The sequence below is a fragment of the Kitasatospora sp. NBC_00240 genome, assembly GCF_026342405.1.
Taxonomy (GTDB): domain Bacteria; phylum Actinomycetota; class Actinomycetes; order Streptomycetales; family Streptomycetaceae; genus Kitasatospora.
In genome coordinates this window covers 2,874,396-2,897,611 of the sequence record NZ_JAPEMU010000001.1, presented here as the reverse complement: position 1 = coordinate 2,897,611, position 23,216 = coordinate 2,874,396, and the positions used below count along the sequence as shown (strand labels likewise).

Genomic DNA, 23,216 nt, shown 5'->3' with positions numbered 1-23,216 from the left:
GTGTCACACCCAACGGCACCGATCACCACCAGGGAAGAGAACATGAAGGCATCCCAGGTCGTCCTGACCCTCGGCGGGTTGGCAGTCGTCGGTGCGGCGCTCGCAATCTGGCTCCCCTACCACCGCTCCGCGACGGAGGCGGAGCAGCACAGGGTGGACGTCCACCGGAATCTCCTGGAGAACGGCCGCAGCTTCGCCGCCAAACTGCCCCCGGCATTCGGCACCGGCCCGCAGAGCAAGGAGAGCCTCGAACTCCTGGGCCGTGGGCTGATCACCTATCTGACCGCCACCACCCAAACCCCTTCGGTGACCGTGTACTTCGAAAACGCCGCCCCGGTCGGCGGACCGCTGGCGTTCGCGCCCGACCAGGAGCAGGTCTGCTTCCGGGACGAGCTGCGCAAGGGCCCCAGCGGCATCACCGGCGACCTGCACGAGATCCCGTGCGCCGAAATGCCGCAGGTCGTCCTGCGGCCCGGTGCGGTGCTGACGGTCGGCGCTTCCTGACGCGCTGGGCGACGGCGGCCCGCTGTCGTGGCTGTCGTCGACCGTCGCCACCTGGCGATGGGTGACCCGTGCCGGTGGAGGCCGAACGGACTTCCGGTTGGCGTAGCACGCGGTCTGCGGCGTCGACGTGGTGCGGGGCGAAGATCGAGGGCCGGGGGCATGCGTCCTGGGCCCTTTCGGAATCCACGGGCGACATCAACCCGGCTGCTCGGCGCCCCGCCGGCAGCCGGATCCGTGTCCACCGGCCGCTGACCTGAGCAGGCATCCGCAACTCGTCAGCGTTCGGCCGTCAGCGGTGGGCGGGCGCGCGAGCGCTCCGGACCGGAACTCGCCCAACTCGGCGGCACCGGCGGGCAGTCGAGTCAGTGGACCACGCTGGTGGGGTTACAGCCCGGGCGGCCGGGGCATGTCCGGTCGTCGTCGACCGCGAGTCCGATGAGGAACACCAGCCACAGCACGGTCACCACGCCTAAGATCACGTTGAACGGATCCATGCCGAACCACTTCTTCTTCATCTCGTCCCCCTCGTCCGCGATGCGTCCGGTACTTCCTGTCCCAAGGTACGCGGGGCGGGTGACAACGAGTCAGGCTTTTTGCGGGCCGCCGGCGCCGGTGCCTGCTCGCCCGATGCCCGGCCTTCCCGCCGGCGCCCCGGCGGCCGGCCGGCTGTCCGTGGGCTGGGCTACGCTCGCAGCATGTCGGACACCGAGGTCGCCTCCCGTCGCGCCGCCGTCGATCGCCTGTTGGCCGCTCCGTTCGCCGAGCGTGAGGACCGGGACGGTGCGGAGTGGAGCGGCCCGGGTTTCCGGCTGGCCGATTTGATGGAGTCCCGGGACTTCTGGGAGGTCCACGACCCGGATGTGGTCGACGCGGAGGAGTGCAGGATGGAGGCGGCCTTCGACGTCCTTGCGGCCGACCTCACCGCTGCCTGGGGTGCCCCGGCCACCGTCGAGCTGTGGCTCCATGTCGAGACCGATCTGCCGGACCCCGCCGCGCCGGGCCCGTTGGGGTTCCTGGCCGGTGTGGCCTCCGAGCTGCGGGTGTGGCAGCCGTCCGCCGACCGGTGGCTGGGTCTGACCGTGGGCCAGGCCGCCCCCGAGCTGCCGTTCCGGCTGCTGGCGCTGGTCGGCTCCGGCGCGTTCCCGGAGCCGTCGACCACCTGACCTGAGGGCCTGGCCCCGCGGAGGTCACCGCGGAGGTCACCGCACCCCTTCGGCGCGCCGCCGCCCCCATCTGTTCACAGCTGATCGGCAGCCCTCAAATGATCACGGAAGGGTAACCGGTCTGAACCTAAGTTCGGGAGTTGTTCATACAGCCGTGCCTTGAGTGAGGCCGGGACATCGCTGGGCGGCTCCAAGCTCTTCAGCGGCGGCCGAGGGGAGCGAGCTTCATCCCCGGCTGCCGGTCCTGCACCTCCCTCCGCCTCCCCCCGGGAGTTCCTGTGCGCATGTCCCGTCCCGTTCGGGCCGTCCTCGCCACCGCCACGCTCACCGCGGCGCTGCTGCCGCTCACCGGTGTCCAGGCCTCGGCCGCCACCGGTCCGTACAAGGGCCTGCCGAACGGCACCAAGACGGCCAAGACGCTGGTGATCGGTGTCGACGGCACCCGCTACGACAAGCTGCTGACCGCCGACGCCCCGAACATCAAGGGGCTGATGGCCTCGGGCCTGACGGCCACCAGCAACCTCTACGCCAACCCGCTGGCCCCGACGCTCTCCGGCCCAGGGTGGTCGACCATCGCCACCGGCGTCTGGCCCGACAAGCACGGCGTGAAGGACAACACCTTCGCCGGCTCGCAGTTCACCCTCTACCCGGACTTCGCCACCCGGCTGGAGACGGCTGCGCCGAGCGCCTCCACCCTGGTCGCCGCCTCCTGGAACCCGATCTCCGACACCGTCTTCCACGGCACGCCGGACCTGCGGATCGACGAGAGTGAGGACGACGTCAAGACCGCCTCGGACGCCGTCGACTACCTCACCAACGGCAACCCCGACACGACCATGCTGCACTTCGACGAGGTCGACGAGGCCGGCCACAGCTACGGCGGCACCAGCAGCCAGTACGCCGCCGCGATCCACTCGGTGGACGCGCTGGTCGGGCAGGTCGTCCAGGCGGTGCACAACCGCCCGACCTACGCCTCCGAGGACTGGCTGATCATCGTCACCACCGACCACGGCCACACCGACGCGGGCGGCCACGGCGGGAACAGCGCGGTGGAGCGGCAGACCTTCCAGGTCGTCAACGGGGCCGGTTACACGGCCGGTTCGACCCGCTACGACGTCAAGCCGGTGGACATCGCGCCCACCGTGCTCAAGCACGAGGGCGTCACCGTCCAGCCGGCCTGGCAGCTCGACGGCAAGCCGATCGACGAGATCGTCCCGGACGCCTTCGACGCGCTCCGCCCGAGCCTGCAGACCCGGGTGGACGAGACCGGCATCCCCGCCGCCACCAAGGGCTTCACCCACACCCCGCCGGCCGGCTGGACGATCGACAACTCCCGGATGCCGAGCGGCGGCGTCACCGAGTGGCGCGGCTGGGCCTTCGCCACGGACGAGTTCTGGACGGCCGCCCAGCTCGGCCAGTCCCGGGAGACCAACGTCCGTGCCCGCAACGTCTTCGCGGTCGCCGACTCCGACGAGTGGGACGACAAGTCGCACGGCACCGGGCAGTTCGACTCCACGCTGGTCAGCCCGAGCTTCCCGGTCAGCGGCACCCAGGCCACCGTGTCCTTCGCCAACAACTACAAGGTGGACGGCCCGCAGACCGGTGACCTGTACATCGTCTTCGGGACCGGCACCCCGCAGCTGGTGAAGTCCTACCGCAGCGACCTCAACTCCTTCGAGAAGCTCACGGTCACCGTCCCGGCCGGCGCCACCTCCGCGCAGCTGCAGTTCCGCTACACCGGCACCAACAGCGCGTTCTGGACGGTGGACCAGGTCTCCGTCACCTCCTGACGGACCCCGGGTCGGCCCGTACCACCGGGCCGGCCCGGACCGTCCGGTCCGAACGGCGGGGCGGTCGCCGCCGGTCAGCCCTGCGGTACGGGCGCGGTCCGGGGCGCGCCCGGGCCGGTCCGGTCCGCCGCGGCGCAGACCCGGCGCAGCAGGGCGTTCAGCTGGGCCCGTTCGCCCCTGGTGAGCGGGCGGAGCAGGTCGTCCTGGGCGGCGGCGGCCTCGGCGTGCAGCAGCTCCAGCGCCTCCCGGCCGGCGGCGTTCACCATCACCACCTCGTGACGGCGGTCGATGTGCACGGGGAAGACCTCGACGAGCCGGGCGGCCAGCAGGTTCTGCACGACCGGCAGCGCGTCGGTGAGGGCCAGCCCGGTCCGGGCGGCGAGATCGGGTTTGGCGTGCGGCCCGTGCTCGGCGAGTGCGGCGAGCACGGCCAGGTGCGAGCGGGTCATGCCGCGCTCCGCCAGCCGCTGCGCCAGTCGCAGTTCGGCGGCCTCGCCGGCCAGCGGCAACAGGTGGATGGCCTGCTGGAGCGGGCTCGAGGATCCCTTGCGGCCGTCGTACATCTGCGCTCCATCCGCACCGGGGGCTGCCCTGAGGTTCGCCTCGCCAGGGTGCGGCCGGACCGCCGTGCCGTCCGTCCCGCCGCCGTGGTCAAGGTGCGCCGTGCGCCCGTCGGGCGGTAGGGCTGCGCGGGGGCACAGCTGTGCGCACCGTCTACCGAAGTGTAGACGAGCGTGGCGGCGGTGGGCAGGGCCGGGCGGACCCCGTGCGGTGGTCCGGGGCGGCGGAGGGCGCACCGCGGCGCAGCCCGGGGTGGCCCTGCGGCCCGGTGGCCCCGCGGCCCGGTTTCCCGCTCCGCGGGACCGAGGGGCGGGCGCCAGGCCGGGGCTACGGGCGGACGAACTCCTCCACATGCTCGATGTACTCGTGCAGGCCGTAGGCGGAGCCGGCGCTCAAGGTGAGCGAGAGGGCGACGACGGCGAGCAGGGCGGCCGCCGTCGTCCGCAGGGCCCGTCCGCGCGGGGGCGCGGGCGGGGCGCCGAGCAGGGCGCCGACCCGGCGGGGGACGGGGCCGGTGCCGATGGCCGGCAGCAGGCTGGGGTGCCGGTCGGAGGCGGCGGACGCCAGGGCGGCCCGGGCGACGGCCGCGGCGGCCAGCCGCCGGTTCCCCACCGCGGCGGCGGCCTCCTCGTCCGCCCAGCGCTCCAGCTGGAAGGCGGTCGCGGCGGCCAGGCCGCGGACGGCCGGGTGCGCGGCCGAGGCGAGCTGGACGGTCCGGGCGAGCAGGTGGTGGCGTCCGGTGAGGTGGGCCCGCTCATGGGCGAGGAGCACGTCGCGCCCGTCGACGTCGAGGGTGCGCAGCATCTCCGCGGTCACCACGATCCGGCCCGGCCGGCCGCGGTGGCCGGGCAGCGCGAAGGCGTCCGCGAACTCGCCCGGGACGACCACGAGTTCGCCGGCGTCCGGCTGCCCGTCGATGCTCTGCCAGGTCCGCGTGAGCAGTCGGCGCTGCCGGTGCCACAGGCGCGCGGCCAGGCCGGCGACCAGCAGCAGGGCGGCGCCGCCGGCCATCGCGAGCGGGGCGGCGGCGGACGGGCCGGAGTCGGCCCACGAGCCGGTGGGGGCGCCGCCTTCCGCGAGCAGCATCAGGTGGAGCAGTCCGCCGGCGACCAGCCCGCCCAGGGCCCACACCGTGCTGCCGGCCAGCGCCACGGCCGAGCCGACCAGGGTGAGGGCGGCGGCTTTCGGCGGCAGCAGGTCGGCGAGCCGCCGCGCCGCGGGGACGGCCGCCCAGGGCCAGGCCAGGGCCAGGGCCAGCAGCACGGCCACCAGGACGCTCACTAGCTGCCCTCCTCGGCGGTGCGCAGGAGGCGGCGCAGCACGTCCTCGTCGTCGGGGGAGAGGGCGGAGACGAAACGTTCCAGCACGAGGTCCCGGTGCGGGTCGCTGTGCAGTTCGCGGTGCATCCGGCTGGCCGTCAGGCCGGGTGCGTCGTGCACGGGGGAGTAGGCGAAGCCGCGTCCGCCGCGCTCGCGCTTCAGCGTCCCCTTCTCGTGCAGGCGGGTGAGGATCGTCGTCACGGTGGTCCTGGCGAGCCGCGCGCCGAGGGCGTCCCTGACCTGACCGGGTGTGAGTGGCCCCGATGCGGCCCAGAGCACCGCGAGCACGTCGGCCACGAGTTCGCCGTGCGGCCGCCTGGGGTCGCTCGCGTCGGACATGTACGCCGCTCCGTTCGTGATGGCCCGTCGTGTCCTGCCGTGGTCGTCCCGATGGTGACGACTACGACGGCGTAGACGTTCGGGTCCTCTTTCATTAAGGTACGCCTAAGCTAACTGTACGGGTCTGCCCGGCGGTGGCTCGATCCTGCCCTCCGCCGCTTGGAGCCCCGATGCTGTCCCGCCGTACGTCCGCCGCCGCCCCGCTGGACGCCGAGAACTCGCAGCCGGACGGCACGCCCACCTCGACCGCCGTGGAGCCGGGTGGCCAGGCCCCGCTCAGTCGTCGTGCGGTGATCGGTTGGGCCGGTGCCGGGGTGGCGATCGGTGCGGCGGGTGTGGGTTCGGTGGCGGCGGCCACGATGGACGGGAAGGGTGCTCCGGCGTCGGCTCCGGTCGTGGGTGCGGAGGTCCCTTTCTACGGTGAGCATCAGTCGGGTATCGCGACGCCGGTGCAGGACCGGTTGCATTTTGCGGCGTTCGACGTGTCGGCGACGGCGACCCGTGAGTCGTTGGTGCGGGTGTTGAAGGAGTGGACGAAGGCCGCGGCGGCGATGACGGGTGGTCGTGAGGTGGGGTCGGGTGCGGCGAGTGGTCTGCCGCAGGCGCCGCCGGACGACACGGGTGAGGCGTTGGGTCTGCCGGCGTCGCGGTTGACGTTGACGATCGGGTTCGGTCCGTCGTTGTTCGAGAAGGACGGGGTGGACCGGTTCGGTCTGCGGGCGCGGCGTCCGGAGGCGTTGATCGACCTGCCGAAGTTCCCGCACGACAACCTGGACCCGGCGCGCAGTGGTGGTGATCTGTGTGTGCAGGCGTGTGCGGACGATCCGCAGGTGGCGGTGCACGCGATCCGTAACCTGGCCCGGATCGGGATGGGTGTGGTGAACGTCCGTTGGTCGCAGTTGGGGTTCGGGAAGACGTCGTCGACGACGCCGGAGGCGCAGACGCCGCGGAACCTGATGGGGTTCAAGGACGGGACGCACAACATTGCGGGGACGGACGCGGCGGCGTTGGCGGATCATGTGTGGGCGGGGCCGGGTGAGGGGCCGGAGTGGATGACCGGTGGGTCGTACCTGGTGGCGCGGCGGATCCGGATGCACATCGAGACGTGGGACCGTACTCCGTTGAAGGAGCAGGAGGACATCTTCGGTCGGAGCAAGGGTGAGGGTGCGCCGTTCGGGAAGCTGAGGGAGCGGGACGCGCCGGATCTGAAGGCGATGCCGGAGGATTCGCATGTGCGGTTGGCGCATCCGGACAGCAACGACGGGTTGATGATCCTGCGTCGGGGGTTCTCGTTCACGGACGGTACGGACGGTCTGGGTCGGTTGGAGGCGGGGTTGTTCTTCCTGGCCTACCAGCGGGACACCCGTAAGGCGTTCGTGCCGTTGCAGCAGCGGTTGGCGGGCAGTGACGCGTTGAACGAGTACATCCAGCATGTGGGTTCCGCCCATTTCGCCTGCCCGGCGGGCGTCCGCAAGCCCGGTGAGTGGTGGGGCCAGGCCCTCTTCGGCTGAGGCCCACCGCGTCGATGACACGGCACCCCATCGCACCGCCCCGCCCGGCAGCCGCCGGACGGGGCGGTGTCGCGTTTCCCGCCGCCGTCCTGCGCGGGCGCCGCGGAGGCCGGGTCTCATCGGGTGCGGGCGGCCGGCGTCTGCTCGACCAGGACGGCCGTGGCGCGCTCCAGCAGGGCGCAGAGTGCGGCGTGCTCGTCCGGTGCGAACGCGGCGGTGAGGGCGCGTTCAAGGACGTTCACCTCCTGGTAGGCGAGGTCGATGACCGCCCGGCCGTCCTCGGTGGGCGTGGCGATCTGCACCTTGGCGTGCACGGGGGACGGGTCGCGCCGGATGAGTGCCTTGCTCTCCATGGTGGTGAGAACGCTGGCCATGCTCTGCTGGGTCACCCCGCAGGCGCGGGCCACCTGGGCGGCGGACATGCCGCCCTCGCGGGTGAGGGTCAGCAGCACGGTGTATTGCGTCATGGTCAGTCCGTGGCCGCGCAGGACGGCTTCGTGGTGAGCCATCAGCGCCTGTTCCGCGCGCCTGATCCGGGTGCAGAGGTACTCCTCGACCGGGATGTCCGTCACGTCCTCACTCCAATGCACAGCTTCATGTGTTGACTCAGGTACCTGTGATGTCTAACGTTCCTTGCTGACACAGGATACTGAGTCAGCACAGGAGGCTGCATTGATGCGCGCGATCATTCTCGACGTCGACGACACCTACCGGGTCACCGAACTGGACGAGCCCGCCCCCGGGCCCGGCGAGGTCGCGATCCGGGTGGCCTACGCCGGCGTCCAGTGGGGCGACACGATGGTCAAGGACGGTAAGTTCCCCGTGCCGCGCCCGTTCGTCCCGGGCTTCGAGGCCTCCGGGCACATCGCCGCGGTCGGCGAGGGCGTGGACGCGGGCCGGATCGGCGAGCCCGTCGCCGCACTCGCCTTCGGCGGGGCCTTCGCCGAAGTGGTCGTGGTGCCCGCCGTCCTCGCCCTGCCCGCCGGCGACGTCCCGCTGCCCGTGGCGGCCGGCTTCGGCTGGGGCACGCCGACCGCCTACGACCTGATCAACACGGCCGCCCGGGTGGCGGAGGGCGAGAGCGTGCTGATCCACGCCGCCGCCGGCGCCGTCGGTACGCTCGCGGCCCAGTTCGCCAGGCTGGCCGGGGCCGGCCGGGTCGTCGGGGTGGCCGGCAGCCCCGACCGGGCCGGGTACGCGGCCGCCTTCGGCTTCGACCGGGTCCTGCTGCGCGGGGAGTTCCCGGCCGGGCTCGGCGCCGAGCAGTTCGACGTGGTCCTCGACCCGGTCGGCGGGCGGACCCGGCAGGAGAGCCTGCGGGCGCTCGCGCCGCACGGGCGACTGGTGGCGTACGGGAGCATCGGCGTCGGCGAACCCGTCCTCGCCGACGCCGACGAGCTGCTCATGAGCGGCCGGTCGCTGCTCACCTGGAACAGCAACCTGCTGAGCCGGACCCACCCCGACCGCCTGGCCGACTCCGCCCGCCGCGCGCTCCAGCTCCTCGCGCAGGGGCGGATCCGCGTCGACGTCACCGCCGAGTACGACCCGGCCGACCTCGGCCTCGCGGTCGGTCGGCTGCGCGAGGGGGCCACCCACGGCAAGAGCGTCCTCCGGGTCGCCGGCCGCTTCGGGTCCCGCCCGTAGCCGGCGCGGCACGGGGGAGCGGACGACCGTACCGCCGGCGGGGCGATGCGGGCGGGCGGCGGCCCGTCCGAGGTGCAGGGAGCCGTAGGTGCAGGGAACCGTACGGCCAGCCCCGCTTGAGGAACAGACCTGGTCGTACGGGTCCCCGACCACATGCGCGGATCCACTGCGGATTCTCGACCTCGTGGGGGCGCGACCCGATTCAAGCAGCCGCGCGACCCTGCGGCCGAGTGGTGCCGCGTACCAGTCCGGCGCCCCGCGGCTGGATGATCGGACAGGACGGCGCACCGCCCGGGGCCGCGATCCTGGAACCTCGTCCCGTCCGGGCGGGCGCGGTCGGTGCCGCGCCGGCGTCACCGGCCGCAGCCGCACGAGGCCCGGACGGCCAGCTCCACCGGGAACGTCCGCAGCTGCGGGACGTCGTCGTCCGGCTCCGCGTCCTTGCGGTCGAGGACCAGCTCCACGGCCGCCCGGGCCATCCCCCGCTGGTCCGACGCCACGGTGGTGAGCGGCGGAAAGGTGATCGCGGTCTCCGGGATCCCGTCGAAACCGATGACCGCCAGATCCTGCGGCACGCGCAGACCGAGTTCCGTCGCGGCGCGCAGCAACCCGATCGCCTGGTCGTCGGTGACGCAGAAGACCGCCGTCGGGCGGTCCGGCCCGGACAGCAGACGGCGGGCGACGGCATGGGCGCGGACCCGGTCGAAGGGCGCGTGCGTCAGCTGTCCGCGGGTGTCGAGGCCGGCCCGCGCCATCGCCCCGGCCCAGCCCGCGACCCGGCCGGCGACCGGGTCCTGCGGGCCGAGGTGATGGGCCGCGCCGAAACAGTGCACCCGGCGGTGGCCGTGCGCCAGCAGGTGGTCGACGGCCAGCGCGGCGCCGCCGCGGTCGTCGGTGACGACCGCCGCGCCGTGGTCGGGGCTGACCTGGTGATGGAGCATCACCATCGGGGTCCGGCCGTCGGCCTCGAAGCTGGACAGGGTGAGGGTGGAGGCGTTCTGGCTGACCAGGATCAGGCCGTCCACCTGCATGCCGAGGAAGGCGCGGACGTAGTGCTGCTCACGGCTGTCGGCGTAGTCGGAGTTCCCGATGAGCAGCAGCCTGCCCCGCTCGGTCACCACCTGTTCGACGGCGTGGGCGAGGGCCCCGAAGAACGGCTGGCGGGTGTCGGGGACGACCATGCCGATCAGGTCGGTGCGCTTGCGGGCCATCGCCTGGGCGACGCGGTCCGGTCGGTAGCCCAGTTCGGCGATCGCGGCGAGGACCTTCTCGCGCGTCGCCCGCGCCACCGGGCGCGGACCGTCGTTGATGACGTAGCTGACGACCGCGGTGGAGGTTCCGGCGAGCCTGGCCACGTCGTCGCGCGTCACTTTGGGCATCCCCGGAGCCTACACGCGGTCGCCCGCCGGACCGGTGGGGCGACCGGCCCGTGGTCGGTTCCCGCCCACCACGCCGGGCGGCCGGGCCCGCCGCCCGCCGGGCGGGCGGCGGCGGCGGCCGGTGTTCCTCACAGCCGCGCCCGGGGGCGGTGAAGGCCGTGTAACGGCGGTGACGCGATCTTCGCCGTCCGGCGCAACACGTGCTGCCTACGTTGGGTCTCCGGCGGGGCGTCCGGCGGTTCACCGGCGGACGCGCGACGGACAGGGCCCTGGTCCTGCGAGGGCAGAGGGGGAACCGTGACGGGGACGGACGGCGGTCAGGCACGGACGGTCTGCTCGTACTGCGGTGTCGGCTGCGGCATCGTGCTGGACCTGAAGCGCGGTGCGGACGGCCGTCGGAGCGTCGCCAAGGTGTCGGGGGACAAGGCCCACCCGGCGAACCGCGGGCGGCTCTGCACCAAGGGCGCCACCACCGCGGACATGCTGGCCGCGCCCGGCCGGCTGGGGACGGCACTGGTGCGCACCACCCGGGACGAACCCGCCGTGCCCACCGACGTGGACGCGGCCGTGACCGCGGTCGCGCGGCGGTTGCGGGCGGTCCTGGAGGAGCACGGGCCGGACGGGTTGTCGTTCTACGTGTCCGGGCAGATGTCGATCGAGGCGCAGTACCTGGCGAACAAGTTGGCGAAGGGGTTCGTGCGGACGAACCAGATCGAGTCGAACTCGCGGTTGTGCATGGCGTCGGCCGGTACGGGTTACAAGCTGTCGTTGGGGGCGGACGGGCCGCCGGGGTCGTACCAGGACTTCGAGCGCGCGGACGTGTTCTTCGTGATCGGCGCGAACATGGCCGACTGCCATCCGATCCTGTTCCTGCGGATGACGGAGCGGGTGAGGTCGGCGGGGGCGAAGCTGATCGTGGTGGACCCGCGGCGCACCGCCACTGCGGACAAGGCGGACCTGTTCCTGCAGATCAGGCCCGGTACCGATCTGGCGTTGCTGAACGGGCTGCTGCACCTGCTGGTGGCGGACGGGCACATCGACCGGGAGTTCATCTCGGCCTTCACGCAGGGCTGGGAGGTGATGCCGGGCTTCCTGGCGGACTACGGGCCGGCGCGGGTCGCGGAGATCACCGGGATACCGGAGGCCGACATCCGGCTGGCCGCGCGCTGGATCGGCGAGGCCGGCGAGTGGACGAGCTGCTGGACGATGGGCCTCAACCAGTCCACCCACGGCACCTGGAACACCAACGCGCTGGTGAACCTGCACCTGGCCACCGGCGCGATCTGCCGCCCGGGCTCCGGTCCGCTGTCGCTGACCGGGCAGCCCAACGCGATGGGCGGCCGCGAGATGGGCTACATGGGCCCGGGCCTGCCCGGGCAGCGCTCGGTCCTGGTCGACGCCGACCGGGCCTTCACCGAGGACCTCTGGGGCCTGCCCCCGGACACCCTGCGCACCGACGTCGGCCGCGGCACCGTCGAGATGTTCGAGCGGATGGCCGCCGGGGACATCAAGGCCTGCTGGATCATCTGCACCAACCCGGTCGCCTCGGTCGCCAACCGCCGCACCGTCATCGCCGGCCTGGAGGCCGCCGAACTCGTCATCACCCAGGACGTCTTCACCGACACCGAGACCAACGCCTACGCCGACATCGTCCTGCCGGCCGCGATGTGGGCCGAGTCCGAGGGCGTGATGATCAACTCCGAGCGGAACCTCACCCTGCTGCCCGGCGTGATCGACCCGCCCGGCCAGGCCACCCCCGACTGGCAGTTGATCGCCCGGGTGGCCTGCGAGATGGGTTTCGCCGAGGCCTTCTCCTACACCTGCGCCGAGGAGGTGTTCGACGAGCTCCGCCGGGCCTGGAACCCCGAGACCGGCTGGGACCTGCGCGGGGTGACGTACGAGCGGCTGCGTGGGACGCCGGTGCAGTGGCCGGCCGCGCCCGGCGGCCCGGACCGCAACCCGATCCGCTACCTCGACGACGGCGCCGGCCGGAGCGCCGCCGAGAACCCGGACGGCACCCGCCCCCGGCTGCACTTCCCCACCGCGAGCGGCAAGGCGCAGTTCTTCGCCCGCCCGCACCTGCCCGCCGCCGAACTCCCCGACGACGACTACCCGTTCGTCCTGAACACCGGCCGCCTGCAGCACCAGTGGCACACCCTCACCAAGACCGGCAAGGTCGCCAAACTCAACAAACTCAACCCCGGCCCCTTCGTCGAACTGCACCCCGAGGACGCCCGACGGCTCGGCATCGCCGACCGCGACCACGTCGAGATCGCCTCCCGCCGCGGCCGCGCCGTCCTGCCCGCCGTCGTCACCGACCGGGTCCGCCCCGGCAACTGCTTCGCGCCCTTCCACTGGAACGACCTCTTCGGCGAGTACCTCTCCGTCAACGCCGTCACCAACGACGCCGTCGACCCCCTCTCCTTCCAACCCGAGTTCAAGGCCTGCGCGGTGACCCTCGCCAGGACCACCGCCCCGGTGCCCGTGCTCCGCCCCGACGCCGAACCCGCCGCCGACCCGGCCACGCCCACCGCCGTGCCCCAGGCCGTCGCCGCAGCGCCCGTCCACCAGCAGGGAACCGCCATGACCCCCGCACCCGCCCAGGCCGGTCCGGCCATGACCGCGCTGGCCGCGCTGCTCGGCCTGGCCGACCTCACGCCGCCCCCGCTCGCCGAGCACGAGCGCCACTACCTCTCCGGCTACCTCTCCGGCGTCACGCTGGCCCCGCCCGCCGCGGGCGTCCCGGCTCTGCCGCCCGCCGCCCCGTTCGACCCGGGGACGGCCCTGTGGGTGGACGGCGTCCTCGCCGGCATGTTCTCCCGGACCGCCGCGCCCGCCACCGCGTCGGTGATCGCCGGCCAACTCGTCCCGGCCGCCCCCGCCGCCGCAGCGCCGACCCGCCGCCTGCTGGTGCTCTGGGCCTCGCAGACCGGCACCGCGGAGGAGTACGCCGAGGCCCTCACCTCCCGCCTCACCGAGGCCGGCCGCACACCCGTCCTGCTCGCCATGGCGGACGCGAACCTGGCCCAGCTCACCGCCGACACCGACCTGCTGCTCGTCACCAGCACCTTCGGCGACGGCGAGGCGCCGGACAACGGCGCGGAGTTCTGGCAGGCGCTCAGCATGGCCGACGAGGACCGGCTGGAGGGTCTGCGGTACTCCGTGCTGGCGTTCGGGGACTCCAGCTACGACGACTTCTGCGGTCACGGGCGGCGGCTGGACGACCGGTTGGCGGAGCTGGGCGCCACCCGGTTGCACCCGCGGACCGACTGCGAACCGGACTTCGAGGAGAGCGCGGACGCCTGGTCGGGGGCCGTCCTCGGCTCCCTCGACACCCCCGCCGCTGGCGGCCAGGACAGTTCCCCCGCACGGGAGTTGATCGTGCTGTGGGCGTCCCAGACCGGCACCGCCGAGGATTTCGCCGCCACCGTCGGTGCCCGGCTGGCCGAGGCCGGCCGCACCCCGTCCGTCCGCAGCATGGCCGACTGCCCGCTGGCGAGCCTGCCCGCCGAGGCCGACCTGCTCGTCGTCTCCAGCACCTTCGGGGACGGTGAGGCGCCGGACAACGGCGCGGAGTTCTGGCAGGGGCTGAGCGCGGGCGACGCGGGCCGGCTGGAGGGTCTGCGGTACTCCGTGCTGGCGTTCGGGGACTCCAGCTACGACGACTTCTGCGGTCACGGGCGGCGGCTGGACGACCGGTTGGCGGAGCTGGGCGCCACCCGGCTGCACCCGCGGACCGACTGCGAACCGGACTTCGAGGAGAGCGCGGACGCCTGGCTGGGGGCCGTCCTCGGCTCCCTCGACACCCCCGTGGCAGCATCCGCCGCAGCACCTGCCGGCGCGGCGCCGGCATCTCCCGGCGGCCGGCCGGCCCCGGCCGCCGCCCGCCCGACCAAGAACGACCCCTACCCGGCGGCCCTCTCCGGCAACCAGCTGCTCAGCCTGCCGGGCGCGGGCAAGGAAGTCCGCCGGTTCACCTTCGACATCGGCGACGGCGTCGAGTACGAGGCCGGCGACGCCCTCGGTGTCCGCGCCACCAACTGTCCCGAGCTGGTGGCCGAATGGCTGGCCGTCACCGGCGCCGACCCGGCCGCCGAGGTCGTCCTCGCCGGCACCCGCACCACCACCTTCGCCGAGGCGCTCACCCAGCACCTCGACATCACCCGCGTCACCCCCGATCTGCTGCGGCTGGCCGTCGAGCACACCGGCGACCGCGAGCTGAAGCAGATGCTCCGCCCGGACAACCGGGACGGCCTGGCGCGGTGGAACTGGGGCCGCCAGGCGGTGGACGTGCTGGCCGAGTACCCCGTCCGGCTCGGCCCCCAGGAGTGGACCGACACCCTCAAGCGGCTCCAGCCGCGGCTGTACTCCATCTCCTCCAGCCCGCTCGCCACCCCCGGCAAGGTCAGTCTCACCGTCTCGGTGCTGCGCTACGAGGGCCCGCGCGGCCAGCGGCGCAAGGGCGTCGCCTCGGCCTTCCTCGCCGACGCCGAACCCGGCACCCCGGTCCCGCTGTTCGTGCAGCGCTCCGCGCACTTCCGGCCGCCCGCCGACCCCGCCACCCCCGCCATCATGATCGGCCCGGGCACCGGCGTCGCGCCCTTCATGGGCTTCCTCGACCAGCGCCGGGCGCTCGGCCACCAGGCCGACAACTGGCTCTTCTTCGGCGAGCAGCGCCGGGCCACCGACTTCTACTACCAGGACGAGCTGGCGGAACTGCACCGCCACGGCACCCTCTCCCGGCTCGACCTCGCCTTCTCCCGGGACCAGCGCAACAAGGTCTACGTCCAGGACAAGATGCGCGAGCACGGCGCCCAGCTGTGGTCCTGGCTCCATGACGGCGCCCACTTCTACGTCTGCGGCGACGCCAGCCGGATGGCCAAGGACGTCGACCAGGCCCTGCGCGACATCGCCGTCACCCACGGCGGCCTCGACGAGGACGACGCCGCCGCCTACGTCAAGCAGATGTCCACCGACAAGCGCTACGCCCGCGACGTCTACTGACGGCGCCACGACCGGCGGCCCCCGCCCGGGAGGCCGCCGGGTGACGAGGGGCGGTCCGGACCGCTCGAGGAGTGCCGACGGGGGCGCTGCTAGCCTGTTCGCCATGATCGGTAAGGACGCCGAGCCACGGAGGTCCGGCGCGCCGGCGCCGAGCGGTCCGCAGCGCGCTCTCATCGCCGCGAGCTTCGTCAGCCGGGTGGGCAACGGACTGTTCAACACCGCCGCGGTGCTCTACTTCACGCTGGTCGTGCACCTGCCCGCGGCCCAGGTCGGTCTCGGCCTCACGATCGCCGGGCTGACCGGGCTGCTGGCGGGAATCCCAGCCGGGAACCTGGCCGACCGGTACGGCCCGCGCACGGTCTGGCTGTCCACCCTCGCGCTGCAGGCCGTGACGATGGCCGCCTTCGTCCTCATCCACAGCTGGGCCACGTTCACGCTCGTCGCCACCCTGGACCGGCTGGCCGCAACGGCGAGCGGCGCCGCCGGCGGAGCCCTCGTCGCCCGTGCCGGCGGCGAACGCCCGGCCGCGTTCAGGGCCAAACTCCGCACGTTCGTCAACCTCGGCGTGGTCCTGGGCACCCTCGGCGCGGCCTTCGCCGTCTCGGCCGGCACCCGCACGGCCTACACCGCGCTCATCCTCGCCAACGCCGCCAGCTTCGTCTGCGCCTGCCTGATCGGCCTGGTCGGCCTCCCCGGCTACCGGCCGCTGCCCCGGCCCGAGCAGCACCACCGCTGGGCCGTCCTGTCCGACCGGCCGTTCGTGTCCTTCGCCGCGCTCTACGGTGCGATGGGCCTGCAGTACCAGACCGTCTCCCTGCTGCTGCCGGTCTGGCTGTCCGCCCACACCGACGCGCCCCGCTGGACGGTGGCGGCGGTCTACGCGGTCAACAGCGGGGTGTGCGTGCTGCTCCAGAGCAGGATCGGTTCCCGGGTGGAAACGCCGCGTCAGGGCGGCCGGGCGTTCCGCCTCGCCGGGCTGCTCTTCCTGGTCAGCTGCCCCTTGATGGCCCTGACCGCCGCCGTTCCGTCCTGGACCGCCCCGGCGCTCGCCGTCCTCGCCGTCTGCGTGCACAGTCTCGGGGAGGTGTGGGAGTCCTCGGCCGGATTCGCGCTCGGCTTCGGTCTCGCCCCCGAGCACGCCCAGGGGCAGTACCAGGGCTTCTTCGGCATCTGCTTCGACGCCGGACAGGCCCTGGCCCCGGTGCTCCTCACGACGGTGGTCCTCGGACTCGGATCCGCGGGCTGGCTGCTGCTCGGCACGTTCTTCGCGGCCCTGGGGGCGGCGGGCCCGTCGGTGGCCGGATGGGCCGAGCGGACCCGCCGCACCCGCCAGGACCCGGACCGCACGGCGGCCGGCCGGCCCGACGAGGCCCCGCTGCTCGACACCGCCCGGTCGCCGCACGGCCCCGGCGGCTGAAGCCCCGCGGTGGTGGGATCCGGCGCTGCGGCCGGCCGCAGGGGACGCCGCTGCGGGTGTCCGGGCCTCAGCCGGTCAGCGGGACCAGCGGGACGGCGCCGCCCGGCGTCCAGTGCGGCGGGACCGCCGCGAGCGCGTCGGCGAGGGCCGCACCGTGCAGGAAGGCGGAGCCGTGCCCCTCGACGAGGCGGACGCCACCGCCCTCCCACACCACCGGGACCAGCCGGGTGCGGCCCGGTGCGGGGCGGACGCCACCGTCGAGCGGAGCCCGCCGCAGCGCCGGCAGCGGCCGGCCCGTCAGACCGGCGATCAGCGGCGCCAGCAGGGTGTGCGCGGCCACCAGCGCGGCGAACGGGTTGCCCGGCAGGCCGACCGGATGGCGCCCGTCGCCGAGCCGGGCCGGCAGCTGCGGGGTGCCCGGGACGGCAGGCGACGTGGTCGACCGCCAACACGGCGCCGGACGCCCGCAGTGCCTCGCGCAGCTGGTCGGTGGGGCCGACCGAGGTCGAGCCGGTGACCACCACGACGTCGGCCGGGCCGGGTTCGTCGAGAGCCTGCGCGAGCCGGCCGTGCGGCCGGTCGGGGACGTGCCGTACGCCGGCCGGCTCCCCGCCCGGCCGGGAGATCTGCGCGGGCAGCAGCGGGCCGAGCGCGTCCCGGACCCGGCCCGCGGCCGGCAGGCCGCGACCGCGGGCGGGGCTGCCGCGGGTCCGGCCCGGCCGGTCGTGGCGAGGGTTTCAGACGGCGGCGGGATCGTGGTGGGCGGCGAGGTAGACCCAGGCCGTGGTGCCGGAGGCGAGCCGCACCTCGTGGCGGGCGTAGTCGTCCACCTCGTAGTCGTCCGCAGCGGCCAGCTCCTCGGCGGTGACCTCGAAGAGGCTGCCTTCGACGAGGTCGCCGGGCTCGTCCGAGGGCAGTACCAGCGGGTGCCGGTCGGTGCCGCTGGCCGCGATCACCTCCGGGTCCGTGATCTCGACCATGGTCACCCGGAAGCCGGGCAGGGCGTCCGGCCGCCCGTCCAGCAGCCGGCCGAAACGGCTGCGCTGCACCTGCTCCGACTGCAGGGTGCCGTAGGAGAAGAGGCGGTGCGAGGCTGGTCCAGGCATCGTCGAAACCTTTCAGGTCCGGGGGCGGGGGGTGGGGGCGCCTCGCATCCTGGCCGGCCGGACGGGCCTGCCGCCGTGTCCCCCTCGGGCCGTCGCGAAGCGGCCTTCCGGCAGGTCGAGTTGACGATCCATCAAATATGTTTTCCGGCAGGCTGGTTCGAAGCGGCGGCTCACATCGAGCCGCGCTCCGTCGTGATCTCCGAGCCGTCGGTGACGACGAGTTCGCCGACGGCCTCGGCGAGGGCGGCACGCTCCGCCGGCGGCAGTCCGGCGTCGGTGATGAAGTGGTCGAGTTCGTGCAGCCGGGCGAAGCTGCTCAGGCCGGTGATGCCCCACTTGGTGTGGTCGGCGACCACGGCGACCCGGTGGGCGCACTTGATCAGGGCCTGGTTGGTCTGCGCCTCGGCCAGGTTGGGGGTGGTCAGGCCGGCCTGGGCGGAGGCGCCGTGCGTCCCGAGGATCAGCAGGTCCACGTGGAGCGAGCCGATCACCGTGTCGGCGAGCGGGCCGACCAGCACCTTGGAGGGGGTCGGCGCGCCGCCGGTGAGCAGGACCGACGGCGAGGTCGGGCTCTTGACGCCCTCGGACTCCAGCAGTTGGGCGATCGGCAGGGAGTTGGTCACCACGGTCAGCCCGGGGACGTTCACCAGCCGGGTCGCGACGGCGTGCACCGTGGTGCCGCCGCCCAGCGCGACCACGCTGCCGGGCGTCACCAGCAGCGCCGCGGCCTCCGCGATGGCCTGCTTGGCGGCCTGCTGGAGCCCACTCTTGGTGTCGAAGCCGACCTCGTTGCCGCCGTGGCCGACGAGTCCGACGGCGCCGCCGTGCACCTTCTCCACGTCGCCGCTGCGGGCGAGGGCGTCCAGATCGCGTCGGACGGTCATGTCGGAGACGCCGAGCTGCTCCACCAGCTCCGAGACGCGGACGGCACCGTCGCGCCGGATTGCCTCCATGATCAGCGCACGGCGCTGATGCGCGAGAAGTCCTTGATCAGCCACCAGGTCCCCAGAGCCGCAGTCGAGAGAGTCGTCCGTCGGCATGAATGTACTGCAGTGAACTGCCCAGCGTACCGGGGGTTCCGCGGTCGTGGCCCGACGCCGGCGAGTTGGGAGCCCGGTGCGGCGGCCGTCGTCCCGGATGCCCGGTCCGGCCGGGGTGCACGGATCCGCCCGGGTGGTGGACCGTGCGGATCCGCTCCCGGGTGGTGACGGAGCGGGGGCAACTATGTAAGGTAAACCTTGCCTAAATGGTCCTGGGGGGATAGCCTCCGCCGTCCGATTCGCTCCGGGACGGGTGCGGCCAGGGCTGCGGCGCAGGTGCTGCGCCGTTGTTCGGACATCCTGAACTCAGGGGGAGCAGTGAGCAGTTGGATGGCCGGGCAGTCGGGCCGGGGGCGGCGTGCCGAGAGCCGGCGGGCGGCGGGCCTGCTGGAGGCGCTGCCGTGGCTGGAGCGCTTCCGCGGCAGCACCGTGGTGATCAAGTTCGGCGGGAACGCCATGGTGGACGCCGAGCTCAAGGCGGCCTTCGCCCAGGACGTGGTCTTCCTGCGATACGCCGGGCTGCATCCGGTCGTGGTGCACGGCGGCGGCCCGCAGATCAACGCGCAGCTGGACCGGCTGGGCCTGGAGTCCTCCTTCACCAACGGCCTGCGGGTCACCACCCCCGAGATCATGGAGGTGGTGCGGATGGTGCTGGCCGGTCAGGTCCAGCGCGAACTGGTCGGCCTGGTCAACGAGCACGGCCCGTTCGCGGTCGGGTTGACCGGTGAGGACGCCCACACCATGACCGCCGTCAAGCGGTTCGCCCTGGTGGACGGCGAGCAGGTGGACATCGGCCAGGTGGGGGACGTCGCGGCGATCGATCCCTCGCTGGTCAGGGCGCTGCTGGCGGACGGCCGGGTCCCGGTGGTGTCCTCGATCGCCCGGGGCGCCGACGGACAGGTCTACAACGTGAACGCGGACACCGCGGCGGCGGCGCTCGCGGGCGCGCTGGGGGCGGAGATGCTGATGATGCTCACCGACGTGGAGGGGCTGTACCGGGAGTGGCCGACCTCGGACGAGGTGATCCGGCGGCTGACGGTCGGTGAACTGGCCGAGCTGATCCCGGGTCTGGCCAGTGGCATGCTGCCGAAGATGGAGGGCTGCCTGCGCGCGGTGCGCTCCGGTGTGCGCAGTGCCCGGGTGCTGGACGGCCGGGTCCGGCACGGTCTGCTGCGGGCGTTCGCGGGCCCGGGGGTGGGTACGGAGGTCGTCCCGGACGCCCTGGCGGAGCCGTCCGCCGGGCGGTGCGGGCCGGTGTCGGCGGGGCGGTCCGGCCCGGTGCGCGATGCGGGCCGGGTGCTGGTGACGGCGGGCGTGACCTGATCCCGCACGGTGCGTGGCCGGCCCGCCGGCCGGGATTCCGGGGGATCTCGCAGGCCCCGGGTATCGGTGTGGATGCGGAGTGAATTTGACTCCCCCTGCCTAATGGGAGAACTTAGGCAAGCCTTACCTTGGTCTCGGGTGAAAGTGCCGGACCGCGGAAGCCGGCGGGGGGACACCCCGGGACGAGCAAGCAAGCAGTCAACGGAAGGACGAGCATGTCGCGCGAGAACGGCGCAATCGACCGAGGCGACGATGCCGACGACCTGGTCGGCATAGGCTTCGGTCCCGCCAATCTGGCCCTGGCCATCGCGATCGACGACCACAACCGGCGCGACCCGGAACAGGCTCTCCAGGTCCGCTTCCTGGAGCGGCAGGAGCGCTTCGGCTGGCACCGCGGCATGCTGCTCGACGGCGCCACCATGCAGGTGTCCTTCCTCAAGGACCTCGTCACCATGCGCGACCCGCGCAGCCGCTTCACCTTCCTCACGTACCTCCAGGAGTGCGGCCGGCTGGCCGACTTCATCAACCTGAAGTCCTTCTACCCGACCCGCCAGGAGTTCCACGGCTACTTCGAGTGGTGCGCCGCCGAGTTCGGCGGCTGGACCGGCTACGGCCGCCAGGTCACCGAAGTCCGGCCGGTCCGCACGGACGGCCGGATCGAACTGGTCGAGATCGTCTCCCGGTCGGTGACCGACCCGGCCGACCGCGAGGTCCGGCTCGCCCGCAACATCGCCGTCGGCACCGGCCTGACGCCGCGCCTGCCCGAGGGCGTCACCGCCGGCGAGCGCGTCTGGCACACCAGAGACCTGCTCTTCCGGGCCCCCGAGCTGGCCGCGCACCAGGACGGGCTGCGCCACCGCCGCTTCACCGTGGTCGGCGCCGGGCAGTCTGCCGCCGAGGCCGTCGAGTACCTGCACCGCACCTTCCCGGACGCCGAGATCTGCGCCGTGCTGACCCGCTACGGCTACAGCCCCGCCGACGACAGCCCCTTCGCCAACCGGATCTTCGACCCGTCGGCCGTGGACGAGTTCTACGCGGCCTCCGACGAGGCGAAGCGCGCGCTGCTCGGCCAGCACGCCAACACCAACTACTCCGTGGTCGACGGCGACCTGATCGAGCAGCTCTACCGCACCGTCTACCAGGAGAAGGTCGCCGGCCGCGAGCGGCTGCGGATCCTCAACGCCAGCCGGCTGACCGGCGTCGAGCACACCGCCGACGGCGCCCGTGCCGCCGTCCGCTCGCTCACCACCGGGGAGGAGCTGCTGCTGGAGTCCGACGCGGTGGTCCTCGCCACCGGCTACACCCACGTGGACCCGCGCGAGCTGCTCGGCGAGTTCTTCGACGCCTGCCGCACCGAAGAGCAGGGCCGGCTGAAGGTCGACCGCGACCACCGGGTGCTGACGGACGACCACGTCGACGTCGGGGTCTACCTCCAGGGCGGCACCGAGCACACCCACGGCATCACCTCCTCGCTGCTGTCGACCCTGGCGGTCCGCTCCGGCGAGATCTGCGACTCGCTGCTGCTCCGCCACACCGGGCGCCAGCTGCGCGCCGAGGACGGCCGGCTCGGCGTGCTGTGACAGGCGGGCGGCGCGGGCCTCCCGTCCGGCGCCGCACACCCCGGCGAGCCCCGTCCCGGCCCGCCCGGACCGCCCCGCCGTGCCCCGTCCCGCCGCGCCCCGGCGCTCCGATCCCCGGAACCGAACGGATCACCACCATGACCGACAGCACCACGACCACCGGCGGCCCGCTCGGCCTGGACCTGGAGAGCGTCCGCGCCGACCTCGCCGACATCCTCGGCGAGCGGCCCGAGGACATCGGTGACGACGACGACCTGCGCGACCTCGGCCTCGACTCCATGCGGCTGATGCACCTGGTCGAGATCTGGCGGGCCCGCGGCGCCAGGGCGGAGTTCGCCGAGCTGGCCGACCTCGGCGCCGCCCCCACCGTCCGGACCTGGTCCGCCCACCTCGCCGGGCACTGACCCCGGGGAGCCCCCGCTCCCGCCCGGCCCCCACCACCTGCCCCGGCTCCCGCCGCCGCGAGCCGTCGTGCGAAACCCTGTGCCACCTCCAAGGAGAACCATGAACACCCGTGTCCTGACGTCCCGCAGCCTGAGAGTCGCCGCCGTCGCGGCCACCGCCGCGCTCACCCTCGCGGCCTGCGGCTCGAACGGCGACGGCAAGGACGCCGCCGGCGCCTCCCCGTCCGGCGCGGCCACGGCGGCGGGCCCCGTGGTCGTCGAGGCCACCAACGGCAGGATCACCGTCCCCGCGGGCGTCAAGCGGATCGTCAGCATCTCGTACGCCACCGGCGCGCTGCTCGACCTGGGCGTGCAGCCGGTCGGCACCAGCACCATCGACGAGAACAACCCGATGGAGCTGCTGCCCTCGCAGACCGAGGCCGCCAAGAAGATCGAGCCGATCGGCTCCGGCATCGAGATCAACATCGAGAAGGTCGCCTCGCTCAAGCCCGACCTGATCGTGGTCGAGGGCGCCACCGCGTTCGACTGGGGTGTCAAGAAGCTCGAAGGCATCGCCCCCACCCTGTACTTCGGCATCGACAAGCCGGTCGACCTGCTGACCGCGCAGGAGAAGATCGCCACCGCCGTCGGCAAGGACGCCGAGTTCAAGAAGCTCAAGGCGGACTACGACAGCAAGGCCGCGAAGATCAAGACCGACTACGCGGCCAAGCTCAACACCGTCAAGTGGACCATCGCCTCCTCGTACGGCGGCGGCGAGTTCCTCGTCGACACCAGCAGCTCCTGGGTCGGGCGGGTCCTGAAGGACGCCGGCGCCACGTTCTCTCAGGCCTCGGCCGATCCGGCCGAGCACGAGGTGACCTACTCCACCGAGAAGCTCGACGTGCTCGCCGACGCCGACATCATCCTGATCCCGAGGACGGCCGCCACCGGCGAGGTCCCGCAGGACACCAAGGACCTCGACAAGCAGCCGTCGTGGAAGAACCTCAAGGCCGTCCAGGCCGGCAAGGTCCTCCCGGTCACCTACGCCACTACCGACCGGTACGGCACCTCGATCGACGTCCTGAACCAGGTCGAGACCATCCTCAAGGGCCTCTAGCCCGCCTCGCCCCGGGCGGCCGCCGCAACGCCGGCC

20 protein-coding genes and 1 pseudogene are annotated in these 23,216 nt (G+C 73.2%); 11 read left to right on the top strand and 10 right to left on the bottom strand.

The features are described 5' to 3' along the window. Positions 1-42 precede the first annotated feature (42 nt). On the top strand, positions 43-504 hold the full coding sequence (locus tag OG689_RS12275; protein WP_266320113.1) for a hypothetical protein: 462 nt from the start codon (positions 43-45) through the stop codon (positions 502-504). A 362-nt stretch (positions 505-866) separates the two neighbouring features. Here the strand turns inward: OG689_RS12275 and OG689_RS12270 are convergent, their stop codons facing one another. Then, positions 867-1,019 (bottom strand): hypothetical protein, encoded by a 153-nt coding sequence (locus OG689_RS12270; protein WP_266320112.1) that lies wholly within the window; start codon positions 1,017-1,019, stop codon positions 867-869. A gap of 180 nt (positions 1,020-1,199) precedes the next feature. Here OG689_RS12270 and OG689_RS12265 point away from each other — a divergent pair, with 180 nt between their 5' ends. Both OG689_RS12265 and OG689_RS12260 read left to right on the top strand, forming a co-directional pair. Beyond that, positions 1,200-1,667 carry a hypothetical protein gene (locus OG689_RS12265; protein ID WP_266320110.1) on the top strand — a complete coding sequence of 156 codons (468 nt, stop codon included), beginning with the start codon at positions 1,200-1,202 and terminating at the stop codon, positions 1,665-1,667. Between the two features lie 284 nt (positions 1,668-1,951). Then, a complete protein-coding gene (locus tag OG689_RS12260; RefSeq protein ID WP_266320108.1) occupies positions 1,952-3,457 on the top strand; it encodes an alkaline phosphatase family protein in 1,506 nt (501 codons plus the stop codon). 74 nt (positions 3,458-3,531) lie between these two features. On the opposite strand, the gene OG689_RS12255 is transcribed toward OG689_RS12260, so the two are convergent. The 3 genes from OG689_RS12255 to OG689_RS12245 all read right to left on the bottom strand — a co-directional run bounded on the left by OG689_RS12255 (position 3,532) and on the right by OG689_RS12245 (position 5,676). After that, on the bottom strand, positions 3,532-4,020 hold the full coding sequence (locus OG689_RS12255) for a MarR family winged helix-turn-helix transcriptional regulator (RefSeq protein ID WP_266320107.1): 489 nt from the start codon (positions 4,018-4,020) through the stop codon (positions 3,532-3,534). A gap of 325 nt (positions 4,021-4,345) precedes the next feature. Then, on the bottom strand, positions 4,346-5,299 hold the full coding sequence (locus OG689_RS12250) for a M48 family metalloprotease (RefSeq protein ID WP_266320106.1): 954 nt from the start codon (positions 5,297-5,299) through the stop codon (positions 4,346-4,348). Beyond that, positions 5,299-5,676 (bottom strand): BlaI/MecI/CopY family transcriptional regulator, encoded by a 378-nt coding sequence (locus tag OG689_RS12245; RefSeq protein ID WP_266320104.1) that lies wholly within the window; start codon positions 5,674-5,676, stop codon positions 5,299-5,301. Before OG689_RS12245 ends, OG689_RS12250 begins: the two co-directional genes overlap by 1 nt. Positions 5,677-5,846: 170 nt before the next feature. On the opposite strand from OG689_RS12245, the gene efeB reads away from it, so the two are divergent. Beyond that, the gene (gene efeB, locus OG689_RS12240) at positions 5,847-7,187 is read left to right on the top strand and encodes an iron uptake transporter deferrochelatase/peroxidase subunit (protein WP_266320103.1); all 1,341 of its coding nucleotides are present in this window, start codon (positions 5,847-5,849) and stop codon (positions 7,185-7,187) included. 116 nt (positions 7,188-7,303) lie between these two features. Here the strand turns inward: efeB and OG689_RS12235 are convergent, their stop codons facing one another. Further along, positions 7,304-7,759 (bottom strand): MarR family transcriptional regulator, encoded by a 456-nt coding sequence (locus tag OG689_RS12235; protein WP_266320102.1) that lies wholly within the window; start codon positions 7,757-7,759, stop codon positions 7,304-7,306. Positions 7,760-7,862: 103 nt separating this feature from the next. On the opposite strand from OG689_RS12235, the gene OG689_RS12230 reads away from it, so the two are divergent. Next, the gene (locus OG689_RS12230) at positions 7,863-8,831 is read left to right on the top strand and encodes a zinc-binding alcohol dehydrogenase family protein (protein WP_266320100.1); all 969 of its coding nucleotides are present in this window, start codon (positions 7,863-7,865) and stop codon (positions 8,829-8,831) included. A 353-nt stretch (positions 8,832-9,184) separates the two neighbouring features. On the opposite strand, the gene OG689_RS12225 is transcribed toward OG689_RS12230, so the two are convergent. Next, the gene (locus OG689_RS12225; protein ID WP_266320098.1) at positions 9,185-10,210 is read right to left on the bottom strand and encodes a LacI family DNA-binding transcriptional regulator; all 1,026 of its coding nucleotides are present in this window, start codon (positions 10,208-10,210) and stop codon (positions 9,185-9,187) included. 297 nt (positions 10,211-10,507) lie between these two features. Here OG689_RS12225 and OG689_RS12220 point away from each other — a divergent pair, with 297 nt between their 5' ends. Both OG689_RS12220 and OG689_RS12215 read left to right on the top strand, forming a co-directional pair. Further along, positions 10,508-15,214, top strand: coding sequence for a flavodoxin domain-containing protein (locus OG689_RS12220; protein ID WP_266320096.1), 4,707 nt, complete (start codon positions 10,508-10,510; stop codon positions 15,212-15,214). 103 nt (positions 15,215-15,317) lie between these two features. Further along, the gene (locus OG689_RS12215; protein WP_266320095.1) at positions 15,318-16,631 is read left to right on the top strand and encodes an MFS transporter; all 1,314 of its coding nucleotides are present in this window, start codon (positions 15,318-15,320) and stop codon (positions 16,629-16,631) included. A 67-nt stretch (positions 16,632-16,698) separates the two neighbouring features. Here OG689_RS12215 and OG689_RS12210 read toward each other — a convergent pair whose 3' ends face one another. The 4 genes and pseudogenes from OG689_RS12210 to OG689_RS12200 all read right to left on the bottom strand — a co-directional run bounded on the left by OG689_RS12210 (position 16,699) and on the right by OG689_RS12200 (position 18,777). Continuing rightward, complete coding sequence (locus tag OG689_RS12210; RefSeq protein WP_266320093.1) at positions 16,699-16,971, bottom strand: hypothetical protein; 273 nt, start codon at positions 16,969-16,971, stop codon at positions 16,699-16,701. 64 nt (positions 16,972-17,035) lie between these two features. Further along, positions 17,036-17,311: pseudogene (locus tag OG689_RS45030) on the bottom strand (molybdopterin-binding protein); the annotation flags it as partial. A gap of 57 nt (positions 17,312-17,368) precedes the next feature. Next, positions 17,369-17,737: a gamma-glutamylcyclotransferase family protein gene (locus tag OG689_RS12205; RefSeq protein WP_266320092.1), complete on the bottom strand. Its 369-nt coding sequence runs from the start codon at positions 17,735-17,737 to the stop codon at positions 17,369-17,371. Between the two features lie 170 nt (positions 17,738-17,907). After that, entirely contained in the window at positions 17,908-18,777 is an 870-nt protein-coding gene (locus tag OG689_RS12200; protein ID WP_266320090.1) for a DeoR/GlpR family DNA-binding transcription regulator, read from the bottom strand. Between the two features lie 330 nt (positions 18,778-19,107). Here OG689_RS12200 and argB point away from each other — a divergent pair, with 330 nt between their 5' ends. The 4 genes from argB (at position 19,108) to OG689_RS12180 (ending at position 23,180) form a co-directional block, all read left to right on the top strand. Continuing rightward, positions 19,108-20,100, top strand: a complete 993-nt coding sequence (argB, locus tag OG689_RS12195; RefSeq protein WP_266327042.1) for an acetylglutamate kinase — start codon at positions 19,108-19,110, stop codon at positions 20,098-20,100. A 215-nt stretch (positions 20,101-20,315) separates the two neighbouring features. Continuing rightward, positions 20,316-21,680, top strand: coding sequence for a lysine N(6)-hydroxylase/L-ornithine N(5)-oxygenase family protein (locus tag OG689_RS12190; protein WP_266320088.1), 1,365 nt, complete (start codon positions 20,316-20,318; stop codon positions 21,678-21,680). Between the two features lie 137 nt (positions 21,681-21,817). After that, positions 21,818-22,084 carry a phosphopantetheine-binding protein gene (locus OG689_RS12185; protein WP_266320086.1) on the top strand — a complete coding sequence of 89 codons (267 nt, stop codon included), beginning with the start codon at positions 21,818-21,820 and terminating at the stop codon, positions 22,082-22,084. Positions 22,085-22,184: 100 nt separating this feature from the next. Next, positions 22,185-23,180 carry an ABC transporter substrate-binding protein gene (locus OG689_RS12180; RefSeq protein WP_266320084.1) on the top strand — a complete coding sequence of 332 codons (996 nt, stop codon included), beginning with the start codon at positions 22,185-22,187 and terminating at the stop codon, positions 23,178-23,180. Positions 23,181-23,216: the final 36 nt, after the last annotated feature.

What these genes read in the sequence shown, in the direction of transcription:
- OG689_RS12275 (WP_266320113.1), top strand. Translation starts at nt 43, where the DNA reads ATGAAGGCATCCCAGGTCGTCCTGACCCTCGGCGGGTTGGCAGTCGTC.
- OG689_RS12270 (WP_266320112.1), bottom strand. Translation starts at nt 1,019, where the DNA reads ATGAAGAAGAAGTGGTTCGGCATGGATCCGTTCAACGTGATCTTAGGC.
- OG689_RS12265 (WP_266320110.1), top strand. Translation starts at nt 1,200, where the DNA reads ATGTCGGACACCGAGGTCGCCTCCCGTCGCGCCGCCGTCGATCGCCTG.
- OG689_RS12260 (WP_266320108.1), top strand. Translation starts at nt 1,952, where the DNA reads ATGTCCCGTCCCGTTCGGGCCGTCCTCGCCACCGCCACGCTCACCGCG.
- OG689_RS12255 (WP_266320107.1), bottom strand. Translation starts at nt 4,020, where the DNA reads ATGTACGACGGCCGCAAGGGATCCTCGAGCCCGCTCCAGCAGGCCATC.
- OG689_RS12245 (WP_266320104.1), bottom strand. Translation starts at nt 5,676, where the DNA reads ATGTCCGACGCGAGCGACCCCAGGCGGCCGCACGGCGAACTCGTGGCC.
- efeB (WP_266320103.1), top strand. Translation starts at nt 5,847, where the DNA reads ATGCTGTCCCGCCGTACGTCCGCCGCCGCCCCGCTGGACGCCGAGAAC.
- OG689_RS12230 (WP_266320100.1), top strand. Translation starts at nt 7,863, where the DNA reads ATGCGCGCGATCATTCTCGACGTCGACGACACCTACCGGGTCACCGAA.
- OG689_RS12225 (WP_266320098.1), bottom strand. Translation starts at nt 10,210, where the DNA reads ATGCCCAAAGTGACGCGCGACGACGTGGCCAGGCTCGCCGGAACCTCC.
- OG689_RS12215 (WP_266320095.1), top strand. Translation starts at nt 15,318, where the DNA reads ATGATCGGTAAGGACGCCGAGCCACGGAGGTCCGGCGCGCCGGCGCCG.
- OG689_RS12205 (WP_266320092.1), bottom strand. Translation starts at nt 17,737, where the DNA reads ATGCCTGGACCAGCCTCGCACCGCCTCTTCTCCTACGGCACCCTGCAG.
- OG689_RS12200 (WP_266320090.1), bottom strand. Translation starts at nt 18,777, where the DNA reads ATGCCGACGGACGACTCTCTCGACTGCGGCTCTGGGGACCTGGTGGCT.
- argB (WP_266327042.1), top strand. Translation starts at nt 19,108, where the DNA reads ATGGCCGGGCAGTCGGGCCGGGGGCGGCGTGCCGAGAGCCGGCGGGCG.
- OG689_RS12190 (WP_266320088.1), top strand. Translation starts at nt 20,316, where the DNA reads ATGTCGCGCGAGAACGGCGCAATCGACCGAGGCGACGATGCCGACGAC.
- OG689_RS12185 (WP_266320086.1), top strand. Translation starts at nt 21,818, where the DNA reads ATGACCGACAGCACCACGACCACCGGCGGCCCGCTCGGCCTGGACCTG.
- OG689_RS12180 (WP_266320084.1), top strand. Translation starts at nt 22,185, where the DNA reads ATGAACACCCGTGTCCTGACGTCCCGCAGCCTGAGAGTCGCCGCCGTC.